The sequence below is a fragment of the Escherichia sp. E4930 genome, assembly GCF_005845405.1.
Taxonomy (GTDB): Bacteria; Pseudomonadota; Gammaproteobacteria; order Enterobacterales; family Enterobacteriaceae; genus Escherichia.
In genome coordinates this window covers 16,454-35,960 of sequence record NZ_VCDZ01000029.1, presented here as the reverse complement: position 1 = coordinate 35,960, position 19,507 = coordinate 16,454, and the positions used below count along the sequence as shown (strand labels likewise).

Sequence of the window (19,507 nt, the reverse complement as noted above, 5' to 3'; positions counted from 1 at the left end):
GCTCCTAGTACGAGAGGACCGGAGTGGACGCATCACTGGTGTTCGGGTTGTCATGCCAATGGCACTGCCCGGTAGCTAAATGCGGAAGAGATAAGTGCTGAAAGCATCTAAGCACGAAACTTGCCCCGAGATGAGTTCTCCCTGACTCCTTGAGAGTCCTGAAGGAACGTTGAAGACGACGACGTTGATAGGCCGGGTGTGTAAGCGCAGCGATGCGTTGAGCTAACCGGTACTAATGAACCGTGAGGCTTAACCTTACAACGCCGAAGATGTTTTGGCGGATGAGACATCGATAAGTAAGCTTGATAACAGATTAGATTAACCGGCGTAAGCGGGTTAATAAACAGAATTTGCCTGGCGGCCGTAGCGCGGTGGTCCCACCTGACCCCATGCCGAACTCAGAAGTGAAACGCCGTAGCGCCGATGGTAGTGTGGGGTCTCCCCATGCGAGAGTAGGGAACTGCCAGGCATCAGATAAAGCAGAAGGCCATCCTGACGGATGGCCTTTTTGCGTTGGTGCAAAAAAAATGCCGGATGCGACGCTGGCGCGTCTTATCCAGCCTACGCAGGCACGGTAGGGGGGCAGCTTATTCCCCCACATACGCCAGATTCAGCAACGGATACGGTTTCCCCAAATCGTCCACCTCAGAACGCCCGGTAACCTTAAAGCCCATCTTCTTATAGAACCCAACCGCCTGCTCATTTTGCTCATTAACGTTGGTTGTCAGTTCCGGTGCCATCGAGAGCGCATGCTCCACCAGCATCCGACCCACGCCGCAGCTGTGCACATCAGGATCGATAAACAGCGCATCCATATGCTGCCCACTTAACAACATAAACCCAACCGGCTGATCCCGCTCATTAACCGCGACCCACAATGGTGCTTCCGGCAGAAAGGAACGCACCAGCTCTTCCAGCTCGGCCCGATACTCTGCTGATAAAAAATCGTGGGTGGCATCGACAGAACGACACCAAATCGCAACGAGTTCCTCCGATTCCTGATGCCGTGAGCGGCGAATACTAATAACCATTTTCTCTCCTTTTAGTCATTCTTATATTCTAACGCAGCCTTTTCCTTGAAACTTTCTCACCTTCAACATGCAGGCTCGACATTGGCAAATTTTCTGGTTATCTTCAGCTATCTGGATGTCTAAACGTATAAGCGTATGTAGTGAGGTAATCAGGTTATGCCGATTCGTGTGCCGGACGAGCTACCCGCCGTCAATTTCTTGCGTGAAGAAAACGTTTTTGTGATGACAACTTCTCGCGCGTCTGGTCAGGAAATTCGTCCGCTAAAGGTGCTTATCCTTAACCTGATGCCGAAGAAGATCGAAACTGAAAATCAGTTCTTACGCCTGCTTTCAAACTCGCCTTTACAGGTCGATATTCAGCTGTTGCGCATCGATTCCCGTGAATCGCGCAACACGCCCGCAGAGCATCTAAACAACTTCTACTGCAACTTTGAAGATATTCAGGAACAGAACTTTGACGGCCTGATAGTCACCGGTGCGCCGCTGGGTCTGGTGGAGTTTAATGATGTCGCTTACTGGCCACAGATCAAACAGGTGCTGGAGTGGTCGAAAGATCACGTCACCTCGACGCTGTTTGTCTGCTGGGCGGTACAGGCCGCGCTCAATATCCTCTACGGCATTCCTAAGCAAACCCGCACCGACAAACTCTCTGGTGTTTACGAGCATCATATTCTCCATCCGCATGCACTTCTGACGCGTGGTTTTGATGATTCATTCCTGGCACCACATTCGCGCTATGCCGATTTCCCTGCCGCGTTAATTCGTGATTATACCGATCTGGAAATTTTGGCAGAGACGGAAGAAGGGGATGCATATCTGTTTGCCAGCAAAGATAAGCGCATTGCCTTTGTGACGGGCCATCCCGAATATGATGCGCAAACGCTGGCGCAGGAATATTTCCGCGATGTGGAAGCCGGACTAAACCCGGACGTACCGTATAATTATTTTCCGCACAACGATCCGCAAAACAAACCGCGTGCGAGCTGGCGCAGTCATGGCAATTTGCTGTTTACCAACTGGCTCAACTATTACGTCTACCAGATCACGCCATACGATCTACGCCGTATGAATCCTACGCTGGATTAATCTTCTGTGATAGTCGATCGTTAAGCGATTCAGCACCTTACCTCAGGCACCTTCGGGTGCCTTTTTTATTTCCGAAACGCACCTCAGCAGGTGAATAAATTTTATTCATATTGTTATCAATAAGTTATCAAGTATTTTTAATTAAAATGGAAATTGTTTTTGATTTTGCATTTTAAATGAGTAGTCTTAGTTGTGCTGAACGAAAAGCGCACAACGATCCTTCGTTCACAGTGGGGAAGTTTTCGGATCCATGACGAGGAGCTGCACGATGACTGAACAGGCAACAACAACCGATGAACTGGCTTTCACAAGGCCGTATGGCGAGCAGGAGAAGCAAATTCTTACTGCCCAAGCGGTAGAATTTCTGACTGAGCTGGTGACGCATTTTACGCCACAACGCAATAAACTTCTGGCAGCGCGCATTCAGCAGCAGCGGGATATCGATAACGGAACGTTGCCTGATTTTATTTCGGAAACAGCTTCCATTCGTGATGCTGACTGGAAAATTCGCGGGATTCCTGCGGACTTAGAAGATCGTCGGGTAGAGATCACCGGGCCGGTTGAGCGCAAGATGGTGATCAACGCACTCAACGCCAATGTGAAAGTGTTTATGGCCGATTTCGAGGATTCACTGGCCCCGGACTGGAACAAGGTGATCGACGGGCAAATTAACCTGCGCGATGCGGTTAACGGCACCATCAGCTATACCAACGAAGCTGGCAAAATTTATCAGCTCAAGCCCAATCCGGCGGTTTTGATTTGTCGGGTACGCGGTCTGCACTTGCCGGAAAAACATGTCACCTGGCGTGGTGAGGCAATCCCCGGTAGCCTGTTTGATTTTGCGCTCTATTTCTTCCACAACTATCAGGCACTGTTGGCAAAGGGCAGCGGTCCCTATTTCTATCTGCCGAAAACCCAGTCCTGGCAGGAAGCGGCCTGGTGGAGCGAAGTCTTCAGCTATGCAGAAGATCGCTTTAATCTGCCGCGCGGCACTATCAAGGCGACGTTGCTGATTGAAACGCTGCCCGCCGTGTTCCAGATGGATGAAATCCTTCACGCGCTGCGTGACCATATTGTTGGTCTGAACTGCGGTCGTTGGGATTACATCTTCAGTTATATCAAAACGTTGAAAAACTATCCCGATCGCGTCCTGCCAGACAGACAGGCAGTGACGATGGATAAACCCTTCCTGAATGCTTACTCACGCCTGTTGATTAAAACCTGCCATAAACGCGGTGCTTTTGCGATGGGCGGCATGGCAGCGTTTATTCCGAGCAAAGATGAAGAGCGCAATAACCAGGTGCTCAACAAAGTAAAAGCGGATAAATCGCTGGAAGCCAATAACGGTCACGATGGCACATGGATCGCTCACCCAGGCCTTGCGGATACGGCAATGGCGGTATTCAACGACATTCTCGGCTCCCGTAAAAATCAGCTTGAAGTGATGCGCGAACAAGACGCGCCGATTACTGCCGATCAGCTGCTGGCACCTTGTGATGGTGAACGCACCGAAGAAGGAATGCGCGCCAACATTCGCGTGGCTGTGCAGTACATCGAAGCGTGGATCTCTGGCAACGGCTGTGTGCCGATTTATGGCCTGATGGAAGATGCGGCGACGGCTGAAATTTCCCGTACCTCAATCTGGCAGTGGATCCATCATCAAAAAACGTTGAGCAATGGCAAACCGGTGACCAAAGCCTTGTTCCGCCAGATGCTGGGCGAAGAGATGAAAGTCATTGCCAGCGAACTGGGCGAAGAACGTTTCTCCCAGGGGCGTTTTGACGATGCCGCACGCCTGATGGAACAGATCACCACTTCTGATGAGTTAATTGATTTCCTGACCCTGCCAGGCTACCGCCTGTTAGCGTAAACCACCACATAACTATGGAGCATCTGCACATGAAAACCCGTACACAACAAATTGAAGAATTACAGAAAGAGTGGACTCAACCGCGTTGGGAAGGCATTACTCGCCCGTACAGCGCGGAAGATGTGGTGAAATTACGCGGTTCAGTCAATCCTGAATGCACGCTGGCGCAACTGGGCGCGGCGAAAATGTGGCGTCTGCTGCATGGCGAGTCGAAAAAAGGCTACATCAACAGCCTCGGTGCACTGACTGGCGGTCAGGCGCTGCAGCAGGCGAAAGCGGGTATTGAAGCAGTCTATCTGTCGGGATGGCAGGTAGCGGCGGACGCTAACCTGGCGGCCAGCATGTATCCGGATCAGTCGCTCTATCCGGCAAACTCGGTGCCAGCTGTGGTGGAGCGGATCAACAACACCTTCCGTCGTGCCGATCAGATCCAGTGGTCTGCAGGCATTGAGCCGGGCGATCCGCGCTATGTCGATTACTTCCTGCCGATTGTTGCTGATGCGGAAGCCGGTTTTGGCGGTGTCCTGAATGCCTTTGAACTGATGAAAGCGATGATTGAAGCCGGTGCAGCGGCAGTTCACTTCGAAGATCAGCTGGCGTCCGTGAAAAAATGCGGTCACATGGGCGGCAAAGTTTTGGTGCCAACTCAGGAAGCGATCCAGAAACTGGTCGCTGCGCGTCTGGCTGCCGACGTGACGGGCGTTCCAACCCTGCTGGTTGCTCGTACCGATGCCGATGCGGCGGATCTGATCACCTCCGATTGCGACCCGTATGATAGCGAATTTATTACCGGCGAACGCACCAACGAAGGTTTCTTCCGTACTCATGCAGGTATTGAACAAGCGATCAGCCGCGGCCTGGCGTATGCGCCGTATGCTGACCTGGTATGGTGTGAAACCTCCACGCCAGACCTGGAACTGGCGCGTCGCTTTGCACAAGCCATCCACGCGAAATATCCGGGCAAACTGCTGGCTTATAACTGCTCGCCGTCGTTCAACTGGCAGAAAAACCTCGACGACAAAACTATTGCCAGCTTCCAGCAGCAGCTGTCGGATATGGGTTACAAGTTCCAGTTCATCACCCTGGCAGGCATCCACAGCATGTGGTTCAACATGTTCGACCTGGCAAACGCCTATGCGCAGGGCGAGGGCATGAAGCATTACGTTGAGAAAGTGCAGCAGCCGGAATTCGCTGCCGCGAAAGATGGCTACACCTTCGTTTCTCACCAGCAGGAAGTGGGTACAGGTTATTTCGATAAAGTGACGACCATTATTCAGGGCGGTACGTCTTCAGTTACCGCACTGACAGGTTCCACCGAAGAATCGCAGTTCTAACAACCGATAAACGTTGCTAACTGTAGGCCGGATAAGGCGTTCACGCCGCATCCGGCAATCAACGCCTGATGCGACGCTTGCGCGTCTTATCATGCCTACAAATGTTGCTGACCGTAGGCTGGATAAGGCGTTCACGCCGCATCCGGCAATGAGCGCCTTATCAGGCAATTCTCTGCTCCCGACGAGGGCAACAAATGCCGCGTGGCCTGGAATTATTGATTGCACAAACCATTTTGCAAGGTTTCGACGCTCAGTATGGTCGATTCCTCGAAGTGACTTCCGGGGCGCAGCAGCGTTTCGAGCAAGCCGACTGGCATGCTGTCCAGCAGGCGATGAAAAACCGTATCCATCTTTATGATCATCACGTTGGTCTGGTGGTGGAACAGCTGCGCTGTATCACTAACGGCCAAAGCACGGACGCGGAATTTTTACTGCGCGTCAAAGAGCATTACACCCGGCTGTTGCCGGATTATCCGCGCTTCGAGATTGCGGAGAGCTTTTTTAACTCCGTGTACTGTCGGTTATTTGACCACCGCTCGCTTACTCCCGAGCGGCTTTTTATCTTTAGCTCCCAGCCGGAGCGCCGTTTTCGTACCATTCCACGCCCGCTGGCGAAAGACTTTTATCCCGATCACGGCTGGGAATCGCTACTAATGCGTGTTATCAGCGATCTGCCGCTGCGCCTGCGCTGGCAGAATAAAAGCCGTGATATCAACTACATCATTCGCCATCTGACCGAAACGATGGGGACTGATAACCTCGCCGAAAGCCATTTACAGGTGGCGAACGAACTGTTTTACCGCAATAAAGCCGCCTGGCTGGTAGGCAAACTAATAACGCCTTCCGGCACATTGCCCTTTTTGCTGCCTATCCACCAGGCGGACGACGGCGAGCTGTTTATTGATACCTGTCTGACGACGACCGCCGAGGCGAGCATCGTCTTTGGCTTCGCGCGTTCCTATTTTATGGTTTACGCGTCGCTACCTGCCGCACTGGTCGAGTGGCTACGGGAAATTCTACCGGGCAAAACGACCGCAGAGCTGTACATGGCTATTGGCTGCCAGAAACACGCCAAAACCGAAAGTTACCGTGAATATCTCGTTTATCTACAAGGCTGTAATGAGCAATTTATTGAAGCGCCGGGCATTCGTGGAATGGTGATGCTGGTGTTCACGCTGCCGGGCTTTGATCGGGTATTCAAAGTGATTAAAGACAAGTTCGCGCCGCAGAAAGAGATGTCTGCGGCTCACGTCCGCGCCTGCTATCAGTTGGTTAAAGAACACGATCGCGTGGGCCGAATGGCGGACACCCAGGAATTTGAAAACTTTGTGCTGGAGAAGCGGCAAATTGCTCCGGCATTAATGGAATTACTGCTCCAGGAAGCGCCGGAAAAAATCACCGATCTCGGCGAACAGATTGTGATTCGCCATCTCTACATCGAACGGCGAATGGTGCCGCTCAATATCTGGCTGGAACAAGTGGAAGGTCAGCAGCTGCGCGACGCCATTGAAGAATATGGTAACGCTATTCGCCAGCTTGCCGCCGCCAATATTTTCCCTGGAGACATGCTGTTTAAAAACTTCGGTGTCACCCGTCACGGGCGCGTGGTGTTTTATGATTACGATGAAATTTGCTACATGACGGAAGTGAATTTCCGCGACATCCCACTGCCGCGCTACCCGGAAGACGAACTTGCTAGTGAGCCGTGGTACAGCGTTTCGCCGGGCGATGTTTTCCCAGAAGAATTCCGCCACTGGCTTTGTGCCGACCCGCGTATTGGGCCACTGTTTGAAGAGATGCACGCCGACCTGTTCCGCGCCGATTACTGGCGCGCGCTACAAAACCGCATACGAGAAGGGCATGTGGAAGATGTTTATGCGTATCGGCGCAGGCAGCGGTTTAGCGTTCGGTTTGTATAAATCAGAGGCGAAAATGTCATCGCATTCCACCGTACGCCAGCGTCACTTCCTTCGCCGCTTTAATCACCATCGCGCCAAACTCGGTCACGCGGTCATCGGTAATACGTGAAATCGGCCCGGAAATCGAAATTGCGGCAAATGGTTCGCGGTGCTCATCGAAAATACACGCTGCAAGGCAACGAAGCCCCAACGCATGTTCTTCATCGTCAAATGAATAGCCACGTTTACGCGTTTGGGCGAGGTCCTCTTTTAGATGCACAGGAGACACCAGCGTCGCGTGGGTATAGGCATGTAACCCTTTGCGGTGCAGCAGCTTCGTCACCTGTTCTTCGCTCAGTTGGGCTAGAAAGGCTTTACCCGCACCGGAAGCGTGCATCGGTAACTTACCGCCGATAGGGGCTGACATACGCATCAGATGCGTACACTGTACCTGGTCGATAATAATCGCTTCGTGATCGCTATGATCCAGCACCGCCATATTTACTGTTTCGCCAGACTCTTCCATCAGATTGCGCAGGATGGGGTGGACAATGGCTAACAAATTACGGCTCTGGAGAAAGCTGCTGCCGACCATAAAAGCATGTGCGCCGATCGCCCAGTGACCCAGTTCGCCAACCTGACGTACGAAACCCTGCTGTTGCATCGTGGTTAGCAGGCGGTGAGTAGTGGAGTTGGGTAATCCGGCTTGCTGAGCCAGTTCCGTTAGCGCCACACTGCCATTGGATTCGGCAATCCACTCCAGTAATTTCAGCCCACGCGTTAAAGACTGAACCTGTCCAGTCGCGGGTGCGGTGGCAACGGCGGGTTTTCTGCCGCGTTTTGCGGGAATGGGTGCGACCATGACCGTATCCTTTTTCTGTATCGTGGAAATCATTTTCATTTTTATTGCGGTGTAATGCAATAGTTGCCACACTGATCCGATGAGTTAATGTTGAACAAATCTCATGTTGCGTGGTGGTCGCTTTTACCACTGATGCGTTTATGCCAGTATGGTCTGTTGAATTTTTTTACAGTCTGGGTTGAGCGTGTCGGGAGCGAGTGTGAGCAGCAAAGTTGAACAACTGCGTGCGCAGTTAAATGAACGTATTCTGGTGCTGGACGGCGGTATGGGCACCATGATCCAGAGTTATCGACTGAACGAGGCAGATTTTCGCGGTGAACGTTTTGCCGACTGGCCTTGCGATCTTAAAGGTAACAACGACCTGCTGGTTCTCAGCAAACCGGAAGTGATCTCCGCCATCCACAACGCTTACTTTGAAGCGGGCGCAGATATCATTGAAACCAACACCTTCAACTCCACGACTATTGCGATGGCGGATTACCAGATGGAATCCCTGTCGGCAGAAATTAACTTTGCGGCAGCGAAACTGGCGCGTGCCTGTGCTGATGAGTGGACCGCGCGCACGCCGGAGAAACCGCGCTACGTTGCTGGTGTTCTCGGCCCAACCAACCGCACGGCGTCTATATCTCCGGACGTAAACGATCCAGCATTCCGCAACATCACTTTTGACCAGCTGGTGGCGGCCTATCGCGAATCCACCAAAGCATTAGTCGAAGGTGGTGCGGATCTGATTCTGATTGAAACCGTTTTCGACACCCTCAACGCCAAAGCGGCGATTTTTGCGGTGAAAACGGAGTTCGAAGCGCTGGGCGTTGAACTGCCGATTATGATCTCCGGCACCATCACTGACGCCTCCGGGCGCACCCTCTCCGGGCAGACCACCGAAGCATTTTACAACTCATTGCGCCACGCCGAAGCGCTGACTTTTGGCCTGAACTGTGCGCTGGGGCCAGATGAACTGCGCCAGTACGTGCAAGAGCTGTCACGGATTGCGGAATGCTACGTCACCGCTCACCCGAACGCCGGGCTGCCTAACGCCTTTGGTGAATACGATCTCGACGCCGACACGATGGCGAAGCACATCCGCGAATGGGCGGAAGCGGGATTCCTCAATATCGTCGGCGGTTGCTGTGGCACCACGCCACAACATATTGCAGCGATGAGTCGTGCAGTAGAAGGATTAGCGCCGCGCAAACTGCCGGAAATTCCCGTAGCCTGCCGTTTGTCCGGCCTGGAGCCGCTGAACATTGGCGAAGATAGCCTGTTTGTGAACGTGGGTGAACGCACCAACGTCACCGGTTCCGCCAAATTCAAACGCCTGATCAAAGAAGAGAAATACAGCGAGGCGCTGGATGTGGCGCGTCAGCAGGTGGAAAACGGCGCGCAGATTATCGATATCAACATGGATGAAGGGATGCTCGACGCCGAAGCGGCGATGGTGCGTTTCCTCAGCCTGATTGCCGGTGAACCGGATATCGCCCGCGTGCCGATTATGATCGACTCCTCAAAATGGGAGGTCATCGAAAAGGGGCTGAAGTGTATTCAGGGCAAAGGCATTGTTAACTCTATCTCAATGAAAGAGGGCGTCGACGCCTTTATCCATCATGCGAAACTGTTGCGTCGTTACGGTGCAGCGGTGGTGGTAATGGCCTTTGACGAACAGGGTCAGGCCGATACCCGCGCACGGAAAATCGAGATTTGCCGTCGGGCGTACAAAATCCTCACCGAGGAAGTCGGCTTCCCGCCGGAAGATATCATCTTTGACCCGAACATTTTCGCGGTCGCAACTGGCATTGAAGAGCACAACAACTACGCGCAGGACTTTATCGGCGCGTGTGAAGACATCAAACGCGAACTGCCGCACGCGCTGATTTCCGGTGGTGTCTCTAACGTCTCGTTCTCGTTTCGTGGTAACGATCCGGTGCGCGAAGCCATTCACGCGGTGTTCCTCTACTACGCTATCCGCAACGGTATGGACATGGGGATCGTCAACGCCGGGCAACTGGCGATTTACGACGACCTGCCCGCCGAACTGCGCGACGCGGTGGAAGATGTGATCCTCAATCGTCGCGACGATGGCACCGAGCGTTTACTGGAACTTGCCGAGAAATATCGCGGCAGCAAAACCGACGATACCGCTAATGCCCAGCAGGCAGAGTGGCGCTCGTGGGAAGTGAATAAACGTCTGGAATACTCGCTGGTCAAAGGTATTACCGAATTTATTGAACAGGACACCGAAGAAGCGCGCCAGCAGGCGGATCGCCCCATTCAGGTGATTGAAGGCCCGCTGATGGACGGCATGAACGTGGTCGGCGATCTGTTCGGCGAAGGGAAAATGTTCCTGCCGCAGGTGGTGAAATCGGCGCGCGTCATGAAACAGGCGGTGGCCTATCTCGAACCGTTTATCGAAGCCAGCAAAGAGCAGGGCAAAACCAACGGCAAGATGGTGATCGCCACCGTGAAGGGCGACGTCCACGATATCGGTAAAAATATCGTTGGCGTGGTGCTGCAATGTAACAACTACGAAATCGTCGATCTCGGCGTGATGGTGCCTGCGGAAAAAATCCTCCGCACCGCCAAAGAAGTGAATGCCGATCTGATTGGCCTTTCAGGATTGATCACGCCGTCGCTTGACGAAATGGTCAACGTGGCGAAAGAGATGGAGCGTCAGGGCTTCACCATTCCGCTATTGATTGGTGGTGCGACCACCTCAAAAGCGCACACGGCGGTGAAAATCGAGCAAAACTACAGCGGCCCGACGGTGTATGTTCAGAACGCCTCGCGCACCGTTGGTGTGGTGGCGGCGCTGCTTTCTGACACTCAGCGTGATGATTTCGTTGCTCGTACCCGCAAGGAGTACGAAACCGTGCGTATTCAACACGGGCGCAAGAAACCGCGCACACCACCGGTCACGCTGGAAGCGGCGCGCGATAACGATTTCGCTTTTGACTGGCAGGCTTACACGCCGCCGGTGGCGCACCGTCTCGGTGTGCAGGAAGTTGAAGCCAGCATCGAAACGCTGCGTAATTACATCGACTGGACGCCGTTCTTTATGACCTGGTCGCTAGCCGGGAAGTATCCGCGCATTCTGGAAGATGAAGTGGTAGGCGAAGAGGCGCAGCGGCTGTTTAAAGACGCCAACGACATGCTGGATAAATTAAGTGCCGAGAAAACGCTGAATCCGCGTGGCGTGGTGGGCCTGTTCCCGGCAAACCGTGTGGGCGATGACATTGAAATCTACCGTGACGAAACGCGTACACATGTGATCAACGTCAGCCACCATCTGCGTCAACAGACCGAAAAAACCGGCTTCGCTAACTACTGTCTCGCTGACTTCGTTGCGCCGAAGCTTTCTGGTAAAGCAGATTATATCGGCGCATTTGCCGTGACTGGCGGGCTGGAAGAGGACGCACTGGCTGATGCCTTCGAAGCACAGCACGATGATTACAACAAAATCATGGTGAAAGCGCTTGCCGACCGTTTAGCCGAAGCCTTTGCGGAGTATCTCCATGAGCGTGTGCGTAAAGTCTACTGGGGCTATGCGCCGAACGAGAACCTCAGCAACGAAGAACTGATCCGCGAAAACTACCAGGGCATCCGTCCGGCACCGGGCTATCCGGCCTGCCCGGAACATACGGAAAAAGCCACCATCTGGGAGCTGCTGGAAGTGGAAAAACACACTGGCATGAAACTCACGGAATCTTTCGCGATGTGGCCCGGTGCATCGGTTTCGGGTTGGTACTTCAGCCACCCGGACAGCAAGTACTACGCGGTGGCGCAAATTCAGCGCGATCAGGTTGAAGACTATGCCCGCCGTAAAGGTATGAGCGTTACCGAAGTTGAGCGCTGGCTGGCACCGAATCTGGGGTATGATGCCGAGTAAGTGATAACACCGGGGTATTTGCCCCGGTTTTTAATGTCATAAATAATGGATTATTGAACATGATAAAAATTGATGAAATAGATTTTTTTGCTTTCGAAGGATGTTCAGAGTCCGAAGTTACTGAACTATTAGGAAAAAAACCAACAGGTTATAATGATTGGATAATTAATATAAAAACAGGTGTGGAGTGGGTATTTTATGATGGTCGTTATTGGTTAGATTTTCGTAAATCCAAAGAGGGTATAAGGTGTATCTCATGCAGTATTCTGTATCACGATAAAAGTAAAGGGCGTATCGATGTCTTATTTAGTGAAGGTATGGCTGACAGAGGTTTAAAAAATACGGGTGGAGTGTTAATCCAAAAACGCCCGCAATTATAATAATTCCTGGTAATATTTGTTTTCGTGAAAAGGATTTACTTTATGCAACGTCAATATAAAAAATACATTCTTCTCTTTTGGGGTGTCATGGATGTTATCGCGATAGCCACCTATCTGTTCTACTCGGTTGGTAATGGTCGTATCCCTTTTTATTCCGATATCGTTCATTCAATTTCCTTACTTAAAGCTATCGGTGTTGAAGGCGGTTTTTACGCTTATGCAGTCGCCACTGTTACGCTACAAATAGTATTATTGTTCTCTTTATTCTTTTCTGCGCAATCTTTTTTAAAACAAAAATTGTTTAGTTTCTCTTTTTTGGCAGTTCAGGAATTTATGCGTTTTGCTACCGTAAGCTGTTCAATCTCCGTAATACCGTTGTTACTTAATTATTTTCACTCACAGAATCTGGTCTTAAATATTTCGTTGTTTATCTTCTCAGAGGTCACAAAAGTGACAACGATTATCTGGTGTAAACGACAGGGAAAAGTGTGATAGAAATAGCAACAGATACAGGTGAATTTTTATATAAATGCCTTTTTAAATACTTTCTTGTATAAATCTCTTATACTGAAAGTACATACAAGAGAAATGCCTGGATAAAAACAACGTGATTAGAAAAATCTTAACAGGAAAATGCATAACAAAAAGGAGAACCTGATTCCGTGCTAACCTTGCTTCACCTGCTTTCTGCCGTCGCCCTGTTGGTCTGGGGGACGCATATTGTCCGAACGGGCGTAATGCGCGTCTTCGGTGCACGACTGCGTACAGTTCTTAGCCGAAGCGTCGAAAAGAAGCCGCTCGCCTTTTGCGCGGGGATCGGCGTTACCGCACTGGTACAGAGCAGTAATGCCACCACCATGCTGGTGACTTCGTTTGTTGCCCAGGAGCTGGTTGCTCTCGCGCCCGCGCTGGTGATTGTGCTGGGGGCTGATGTCGGGACGGCGCTAATGGCGCGGGTCCTCACCTTCGATTTATCCTGGTTGTCACCGCTGCTCATTTTTATCGGCGTGATTTTTTTCCTCGGACGCAAACAGTCACGCGCCGGGCAACTGGGCCGCGTCGGTATTGGTCTTGGGCTGATTTTGCTGGCGCTGGAGTTGATTGTGCAGGCCGTAACGCCGATCACCCAGGCAAACGGCGTTCAGGTGATCTTTGCCTCGCTGACAGGTGACATTCTGCTGGATGCGCTGATTGGCGCGATGTTCGCCATTATCAGTTACTCCAGCCTTGCTGCTGTATTGCTGACCGCGACTTTGACCGCCGCAGGCATTATCTCCTTCCCGGTGGCGCTCTGTCTGGTAATCGGAGCCAACCTCGGTTCCGGCCTGCTGGCGATGCTCAACAATAGTGCCGCCAATGCCGCCGCTCGCCGTGTTGCGATGGGTAGCTTGTTGTTTAAGCTGGTGGGGAGCTTGATTATCCTGCCATTTGTCCATGTTCTGGCTGAATCAATGGATAAACTGCCTTTGCCAAAAGCGGAACTGGTTATCTATTTCCACGTCTTCTACAACCTCGTTCGTTGCCTGGTCATGCTGCCGTTTGTCGATCCAATGGCGCGATTTTGCAAAACGATTATTCGCGATGAACCTGAGTTGGATGCCCATCTGAAACCAAAACATCTGGACGTTAGTGCGCTGGATACTCCGACTCTTGCTCTGGCGAATGCCGCCCGTGAAACACTGCGCATCGGTGACGCGATGGAACAGATGATGGAAGGGCTGAATAAAGTGATGCACGGTGAACCGCGTGAAGAGAAGGAGTTGCGCAAGCTGGCGGATGATATCAACGTCCTCTACACCGCGATTAAACTTTATTTGGCGCGGATGCCAAAAGAAGAGCTGGCGGAAGAAGAGTCGCGCCGCTGGGCAGAGATTATCGAAATGGCTCTCAACCTGGAGCAGGCTTCCGATATCGTCGAGCGCATGGGCAGCGAAATTGCTGACAAATCACTGGCAGCACGGCGGGCATTTTCGCTTGATGGGTTGAAGGAACTGGATGCGCTCTATGAGCAATTGCTCAGTAATTTAAAGCTGGCAATGTCGGTGTTCTTCTCTGGCGATGTCACCAGCGCTCGTCGTTTGCGCCGTAGTAAGCATCGCTTTCGCATTCTTAATCGCCGTTATTCCCATGCTCACGTCGATCGCCTGCATCAGCAAAACGTGCAAAGCATTGAAACCAGTTCGCTGCATTTAGGCTTACTGGGCGATATGCAGCGTCTGAACTCGCTGTTTTGTTCGGTGGCTTACAGTGTGCTGGAACAGCCTGATGAAGATGAGGGTCGGGACGAGTATTAATATTGTGAATCCTGTAGGCCTGATAAGACGCGTCAAGCGTCGCATCAGGCACTATGTACAAGATGCCGGATCATGCATCCGGCAATTCACTTAAAAACGGTGACCCGCTTCCAGCGGCACCGCTTCCTCACCAGCTTTAAATACATAAGTGGTATTCGGGCCGCCCAGCGTAGCGTGACCTTTACTTACTCTGATCCAGTTACCTTCCGGCAGGCCAATAATCGTCAGTTCTGGCGCGACGACCAGCAGTTCGCGAATACGCTGTTCACGGGTTTCACCTTTATGGCCTTCCGGCAGCGCATTGGTGAAGTGCGGGTTGATTTGCAGCGGGAACAGATTCAGCGCATTGAAACCTTGCGGATCGACAATCGGCATATCGTTGGTGGTGCGGATAGTTGGGCAAGCAAGGTTAGCGCCTGCACTCCAGCCGATATACAGCGCGCCACGTTTTACTACGTCGGCAATGGGTGCCAAAAGCCCGCGTACGCGGCATTCTTTCAGCAACTGGAAAGTATTACCGCCGCCGACAATCACAATTTCCGCATTTTCAATCGCGGCAACGGGATCGACAACGCTATGAATACCGGTGACAGAAACGCCAAGTGGGGCAAGGACCGCAGCCGTTTTGGCCGTATAATCATCCCAGGTTTGCGTTACGCCAGCGAAAGGAATAAACACCGCTGAACGGCGACCTTGCAACTGTTCAGTAATCAACGGCAGCGCATGTTCCAGCCAGGCTTTACCCGGCAGCGTCGAGTTACTCAATAAAAGCAGTTCCATTACTTCTCCGGTTAGTAAGAAAACACGGAAGGAATGCTACCACTGCAAATTTAACCACTTACTGACGTGGCTCACGATGTCACACATTGTACCAGGCGTTCTGAAGACGGTTAGCAAACAAGGCGCTGAGCCTGATGACAAACACAGCATTGCCTGATGCGCTACGCTTATCAGGCCTACAAGCTAATTGCAATGTCTTGAATTTTCGCGATTTTGTAGGCCGAATAAGGCGTTCGCGCCGCATCCGGCATGAACAACGTGCACTTTGCCACCAATCTGAGCGCCCCTTAAGGCGCTGATGTTTCTTATCCTTCTCGTGCAAATTGTGCCGCTTCAGTAATCAGCCGCGCATCAGGTCGCACACCGGTATACATCGCGAACTGCTCGACGGCCTGTAAAGCAATCACCTCTGCGCCGCTGATCGTCTGCTTATCAAGCTGCTGCGCCAGACGAATGAGCGGCGTTTCCGGTGGCAATGCCACGACGTCAAAAACGACGCTTGCCGTAGAGATCATTGCCTCGCTGAAGGCCAGCTCATGGCTCTCTTTACCGCCAGCCATGCCAACGGGGGTAACGTTAACCAGAATGTCGCAGTCGATTCCTTCTGGCTGCGGTTGCCACTGGAAGCCATACTGCTTCGCCAGCGCCGGGCCGCTCTCGTGGTTGCGGGCGGCGATGATGACATCGGTAAACCCCGCGTCGCGAAAGGCGGCAATGACCGCTTTGCCCATGCCGCCACTGCCGCGAATCATCACGCGTGCGGCGCTATTGAGCTGGTGGTGAATAATCAGGTTTTTCACCGCAATGTAGTCGGTGTTAAACCCGGTCAGCCTGCCGCCGTCATTCACGATGGTATTCACTGAATCAATGATTTTCGCTGACGGATCGATCGCATCGAGAAAGGGCATACAGCTTTCTTTAAACGGCATCGACACGGCACAGCCGCGGATACCTAATGCGCGAACACCTTTCACCGCCGCCTCAATATCCTGGGTGGCGAACGCTTTGTAGATGAAATTCAGCCCCAGCTTTTCATACAGATAATTGTGAAAACGCGTGCCGAAGTTGCCGGGGCGACCGGCCAGCGACATGCACAGTTGAGTATCGCGATTAATCATGGCTAATTGCCTCTGCATGAGTGAGCAGATATTGCTCCGCCTCACCGGACCAGATCCCCTGATGACGCGCCAGAATCGCCGCCAGTGCTTGATCCTGAATCTGCGTGAGTGACGTCAGCGGCAGGTCTTTCCCGGTATACACCAGTTTTTTGCCGCCGCCGACGGCAGGCAATTCAAGCGTGGTTTCGCCCGCAGCATTCAGCCCAAGAATATGTGTTACCACTTTTGCGGCTTGCACTTTTTTCTCTTCGATCAGTTTGACCGCCGCACGCATGTCATCGGTATTGCCGCCCGACGTGCCAACGTAATGAGTAAAGGCATAATGCACATCGTAGAAATTAATTGGCGCGCTGAAGTGCTTATCCTGCGGTCCGGCGAAGAAATTCAGACAACCATCTGTCGCCAGCAAGGAAGAGGCGAGCGTCACCAGTCCTTCATTAGGCACAAAGACGAAAATATCATCGAAGCCGTGACCGCCACTCAGTGCCATTAACGTATCAAATGCTGCATCGGCGGCATTGAGATAATGAATCAGTGTTTGCGGTTCTGATGGATAGTGCTGCCGCGCATAACTCAATTTGTCGTTGTCGGTATCGGTAATGACGAGCAGCGACGGGTTAACTGGCCCATGCAGCGCATAATCAATCGCTAACAGTCCCATTGGTCCGGTGCCGCCGAGGATCAGTGTGCGCCCTTGCGGGCGAATCCCCATCGTGTGGTTATAACTACCTTCCTGAAGATGATAGTTGGCGTTGAACGCGCCAATCACGCAGGAAAGCGGTTCAACCAGCGAACCTTCAAAGTAGGTTTCGCCGTCGTATGCCAGCAGGCAATCCTGTTCCATAACCTCATTTGGGATAACCACATGTGTGGCTTCACCGCCCACCCACGGGAAAGAGTAACCGGGGCAGTCCGGGCGATCCGGCAATTGCAGGTTGGCCTGAATCACATAGCGCTGGCCCGGCTGAAATTTGTGCTGCCACTTTTTACCCACGGCCAGAATATCGCCGCAAAATTCATGGCCGATGATGATGGGATTGGTCGCCACATCGTCGGGTACTTTTTTATGGTTTTCACCCAGATTGGCCTCTTTCCAGGAAGAGAGGCACAGGCTGTCGGTGACCACCGTCGCGAGGATTTCATCCTCCTGCATTTCAGGAAGATCAAAGGTTTCCAGACGTAAATCACGTTTACCATAAAGACGCAGAGCTGTTGTTTTCATAAACCACCTCGTGTTGAACGATGGCCCCGACGGTTGCGCCGGGGCGAAGAATCAGGACAGGAAGCCCAGCGCATTGCCGATAATCCCTAAACCAAACAGGGCGAAAATCAGCCATACCGGGTTAATTTTTTTGTTGAGCAGACGCACCATCAGCAGCGTCAGACCGAGCGCCAGCAAACCAGGACAAAGTTGGTCGAGAATGTTCTGCACGGTCATGGTGACGGTGGAGCCATCGGCGGCAGGCGTTTGTGAAACCACCAACGGCACGTTGATCGACGTCCATTTGGTGACCAGCACGCCCATCACAAACAGTCCGAGAATCGATGCGCCTTCGGTGAGTTTTTGCAGCACATTCCCGCCCATATCGCTGACGATATTCACCCCTTTACGAAAGCCGAGTTGTAGGCCATACCACTTCATCGCCAGACGCACCGCGTTGAAAATAAAGAAGAACAGCAGCGGGCCGAGAATGTTGCCCGAAAGTGCCAGAGATGCGCCGAGCGCGGCGGTAATCGGGCGCAGCGTTCCCCAGACCAGTGGATCGCCAACCCCTGCCAATGGTCCCATCAGGCCAACTTTGATGCCGTTAATGGTGCCGTCATCAATTTCTGCACCGTTGGCCCGCGCTTCTTCCATGGCGGCGGTCACGCCGATGACCGGACCACATACGGCTGGCGTGGTATTGAAGAACACCAGGTGTCGCCTGAGCGCCGCAACCTGATCCTCTTTTAATGGGTAGAGTCGCTTGATGGCGGGGATCATGTCGTAACAAAAGCCCAGCCCATGAATGCGTTCAAAGTTGAAGGACGCCTGTTGCAGGTTGGAGCGCAGAAACATGCTCACCAGATCGCTGCGTGTAATTTTTCTCTGTTCCATGATGGCTCCGTTAATCATCAAGTTGGTCAAGGGCGGTGATAGTGGTGGCCTGGGGATGTGGTTCAGCTTTACGCCACTGTGGATTTAACTGGATGTAGAGCAGGGCCATGATTACGCCGACGCCACCGAACGCCAGCAGACTGAGATCGAGGTAGCCACCTGCGAGGAAACCGAGGAAAAAGAAAGGCATCAAATATTTCACTCCCATCATGCGAAGCACCATGGCGTAACCGACCACCACGATAAAACCGCCAGCAATCTGCAGTCCACGGGTCACAAATTCGGGAATGGCGCTCAGCATATTGCTCACCATATCGGCGCTGACGAACAGCGAGACAATCAGTGCCGGAATCGCAACGCGCAGTGCCTGCACGCCAAGCGCGGAGACATGCAGAATATCGAGAGTGCGAAACCGCGCTTCTTCCGCTGCTTTATCCGCCGCGTGCTGGAACACAACGGTGATGGTGCGGGCAAACACCGTCAGCACCTGGCCTGCCGCAGCCACAGGCAACGCGATGGCGATACCGGTGGCGATGCTTTGCTGACCAACGATAACCAGAATGGCGGAGATTATGCTGGCGAGTGCAGAATCCGGAGATTGCGCCGCGCCGACGTTCATCCAGCCGAGAGCTATCAATTCCAGCGTACCACCGAGCATAATTCCGGTTTTTAAATCACCGAGAATTAAACCAATCACCGTACAGGCAATTAACGGGCGATGAGTCTGAAATTCATCCAGCACGCTGCCCATTCCGGCAATACAGGAAAAAAGAAATATGGCAATGATTTGTAGGGTACTTATTTCCATGATTTGTCACCTTTTAAGTGTCGTCATCCCTGCCTGTTAAAGCATATGTACACAGGCGCTATTAT

At 52.4% G+C, this 19,507-nt stretch carries 15 protein-coding genes and 2 rRNA genes; 10 read left to right on the top strand and 7 right to left on the bottom strand.

All coding sequences use genetic code 11. The annotated features are described in order from the left end of the window. Both FFT88_RS22175 and rrf read left to right on the top strand, forming a co-directional pair. Nucleotides 1–257 (top strand): 23S ribosomal RNA (locus tag FFT88_RS22175); the annotation flags it as partial. Between the two features lie 96 nt (nucleotides 258–353). Then, nucleotides 354–469, top strand: a 5S ribosomal RNA gene (rrf, locus tag FFT88_RS22170). A 118-nt stretch (nucleotides 470–587) separates the two neighbouring features. On the opposite strand, the gene FFT88_RS22165 is transcribed toward rrf, so the two are convergent. Then, complete coding sequence (locus FFT88_RS22165) at nucleotides 588–1,031, bottom strand: acetyltransferase (protein ID WP_135405621.1); 444 nt, start codon at nucleotides 1,029–1,031, stop codon at nucleotides 588–590. A gap of 156 nt (nucleotides 1,032–1,187) precedes the next feature. On the opposite strand from FFT88_RS22165, the gene metA reads away from it, so the two are divergent. The 4 genes from metA (at nucleotide 1,188) to aceK (ending at nucleotide 7,240) form a co-directional block, all read left to right on the top strand. After that, the gene (metA, locus tag FFT88_RS22160; protein WP_130205743.1) at nucleotides 1,188–2,117 is read left to right on the top strand and encodes a homoserine O-succinyltransferase; all 930 of its coding nucleotides are present in this window, start codon (nucleotides 1,188–1,190) and stop codon (nucleotides 2,115–2,117) included. Between the two features lie 268 nt (nucleotides 2,118–2,385). Beyond that, complete coding sequence (gene aceB / locus FFT88_RS22155) at nucleotides 2,386–3,987, top strand: malate synthase A (RefSeq protein WP_135405622.1); 1,602 nt, start codon at nucleotides 2,386–2,388, stop codon at nucleotides 3,985–3,987. 29 nt (nucleotides 3,988–4,016) lie between these two features. Continuing rightward, on the top strand, nucleotides 4,017–5,321 hold the full coding sequence (gene aceA / locus FFT88_RS22150) for an isocitrate lyase (protein ID WP_000857849.1): 1,305 nt from the start codon (nucleotides 4,017–4,019) through the stop codon (nucleotides 5,319–5,321). Between the two features lie 194 nt (nucleotides 5,322–5,515). Next, on the top strand, nucleotides 5,516–7,240 hold the full coding sequence (gene aceK, locus FFT88_RS22145; RefSeq protein WP_135405623.1) for a bifunctional isocitrate dehydrogenase kinase/phosphatase: 1,725 nt from the start codon (nucleotides 5,516–5,518) through the stop codon (nucleotides 7,238–7,240). 16 nt (nucleotides 7,241–7,256) lie between these two features. Here aceK and iclR read toward each other — a convergent pair whose 3' ends face one another. Continuing rightward, entirely contained in the window at nucleotides 7,257–8,081 is an 825-nt protein-coding gene (gene iclR / locus FFT88_RS22140; RefSeq protein ID WP_000226399.1) for a glyoxylate bypass operon transcriptional repressor IclR, read from the bottom strand. Nucleotides 8,082–8,280: 199 nt separating this feature from the next. On the opposite strand from iclR, the gene metH reads away from it, so the two are divergent. The 4 genes from metH (at nucleotide 8,281) to FFT88_RS22120 (ending at nucleotide 14,638) form a co-directional block, all read left to right on the top strand. Then, a complete protein-coding gene (gene metH / locus FFT88_RS22135) occupies nucleotides 8,281–11,964 on the top strand; it encodes a methionine synthase (protein ID WP_135405624.1) in 3,684 nt (1,227 codons plus the stop codon). Nucleotides 11,965–12,023: 59 nt separating this feature from the next. Next, nucleotides 12,024–12,344, top strand: a complete 321-nt coding sequence (locus tag FFT88_RS22130; protein WP_024246113.1) for a hypothetical protein — start codon at nucleotides 12,024–12,026, stop codon at nucleotides 12,342–12,344. Nucleotides 12,345–12,386: 42 nt separating this feature from the next. Further along, entirely contained in the window at nucleotides 12,387–12,836 is a 450-nt protein-coding gene (locus FFT88_RS22125) for a hypothetical protein (RefSeq protein WP_135405625.1), read from the top strand. 170 nt (nucleotides 12,837–13,006) lie between these two features. Beyond that, the gene (locus FFT88_RS22120) at nucleotides 13,007–14,638 is read left to right on the top strand and encodes a Na/Pi cotransporter family protein (protein WP_135405626.1); all 1,632 of its coding nucleotides are present in this window, start codon (nucleotides 13,007–13,009) and stop codon (nucleotides 14,636–14,638) included. A gap of 90 nt (nucleotides 14,639–14,728) precedes the next feature. Here the strand turns inward: FFT88_RS22120 and pepE are convergent, their stop codons facing one another. The 5 genes from pepE to FFT88_RS22095 form a co-directional block, all read right to left on the bottom strand. Then, entirely contained in the window at nucleotides 14,729–15,418 is a 690-nt protein-coding gene (gene pepE / locus FFT88_RS22115) for a dipeptidase PepE (RefSeq protein WP_135405627.1), read from the bottom strand. Between the two features lie 305 nt (nucleotides 15,419–15,723). After that, nucleotides 15,724–16,536, bottom strand: a complete 813-nt coding sequence (locus tag FFT88_RS22110) for a shikimate 5-dehydrogenase (protein ID WP_131162356.1) — start codon at nucleotides 16,534–16,536, stop codon at nucleotides 15,724–15,726. Further along, nucleotides 16,529–17,758, bottom strand: a complete 1,230-nt coding sequence (sorE, locus tag FFT88_RS22105) for an L-sorbose 1-phosphate reductase (RefSeq protein ID WP_135405628.1) — start codon at nucleotides 17,756–17,758, stop codon at nucleotides 16,529–16,531. The genes FFT88_RS22110 and sorE overlap by 8 nt, the downstream gene beginning before the upstream one ends. A 51-nt stretch (nucleotides 17,759–17,809) precedes the next feature. Next, nucleotides 17,810–18,634, bottom strand: a complete 825-nt coding sequence (locus FFT88_RS22100) for a PTS system mannose/fructose/sorbose family transporter subunit IID (protein ID WP_135405629.1) — start codon at nucleotides 18,632–18,634, stop codon at nucleotides 17,810–17,812. Between the two features lie 10 nt (nucleotides 18,635–18,644). Then, nucleotides 18,645–19,442 (bottom strand): PTS mannose/fructose/sorbose transporter subunit IIC, encoded by a 798-nt coding sequence (locus FFT88_RS22095; protein ID WP_061336292.1) that lies wholly within the window; start codon nucleotides 19,440–19,442, stop codon nucleotides 18,645–18,647. Between the last annotated feature and the right edge of the window lie 65 nt (nucleotides 19,443–19,507).

Excerpts from the sequence above, each read along its gene's own strand:
- pepE (WP_135405627.1), bottom strand. The coding sequence starts at position 15,418 with ATGGAACTGCTTTTATTGAGTAACTCGACGCTGCCGGGTAAAGCCTGG.
- FFT88_RS22100 (WP_135405629.1), bottom strand. The coding sequence starts at position 18,634 with ATGGAACAGAGAAAAATTACACGCAGCGATCTGGTGAGCATGTTTCTG.
- aceK (WP_135405623.1), top strand. The coding sequence starts at position 5,516 with ATGCCGCGTGGCCTGGAATTATTGATTGCACAAACCATTTTGCAAGGT.
- FFT88_RS22095 (WP_061336292.1), bottom strand. The coding sequence starts at position 19,442 with ATGGAAATAAGTACCCTACAAATCATTGCCATATTTCTTTTTTCCTGT.
- aceA (WP_000857849.1), top strand. The coding sequence starts at position 4,017 with ATGAAAACCCGTACACAACAAATTGAAGAATTACAGAAAGAGTGGACT.
- FFT88_RS22165 (WP_135405621.1), bottom strand. The coding sequence starts at position 1,031 with ATGGTTATTAGTATTCGCCGCTCACGGCATCAGGAATCGGAGGAACTC.
- FFT88_RS22130 (WP_024246113.1), top strand. The coding sequence starts at position 12,024 with ATGATAAAAATTGATGAAATAGATTTTTTTGCTTTCGAAGGATGTTCA.
- aceB (WP_135405622.1), top strand. The coding sequence starts at position 2,386 with ATGACTGAACAGGCAACAACAACCGATGAACTGGCTTTCACAAGGCCG.
- sorE (WP_135405628.1), bottom strand. The coding sequence starts at position 17,758 with ATGAAAACAACAGCTCTGCGTCTTTATGGTAAACGTGATTTACGTCTG.
- FFT88_RS22110 (WP_131162356.1), bottom strand. The coding sequence starts at position 16,536 with ATGATTAATCGCGATACTCAACTGTGCATGTCGCTGGCCGGTCGCCCC.
- FFT88_RS22125 (WP_135405625.1), top strand. The coding sequence starts at position 12,387 with ATGCAACGTCAATATAAAAAATACATTCTTCTCTTTTGGGGTGTCATG.
- metA (WP_130205743.1), top strand. The coding sequence starts at position 1,188 with ATGCCGATTCGTGTGCCGGACGAGCTACCCGCCGTCAATTTCTTGCGT.
- iclR (WP_000226399.1), bottom strand. The coding sequence starts at position 8,081 with ATGGTCGCACCCATTCCCGCAAAACGCGGCAGAAAACCCGCCGTTGCC.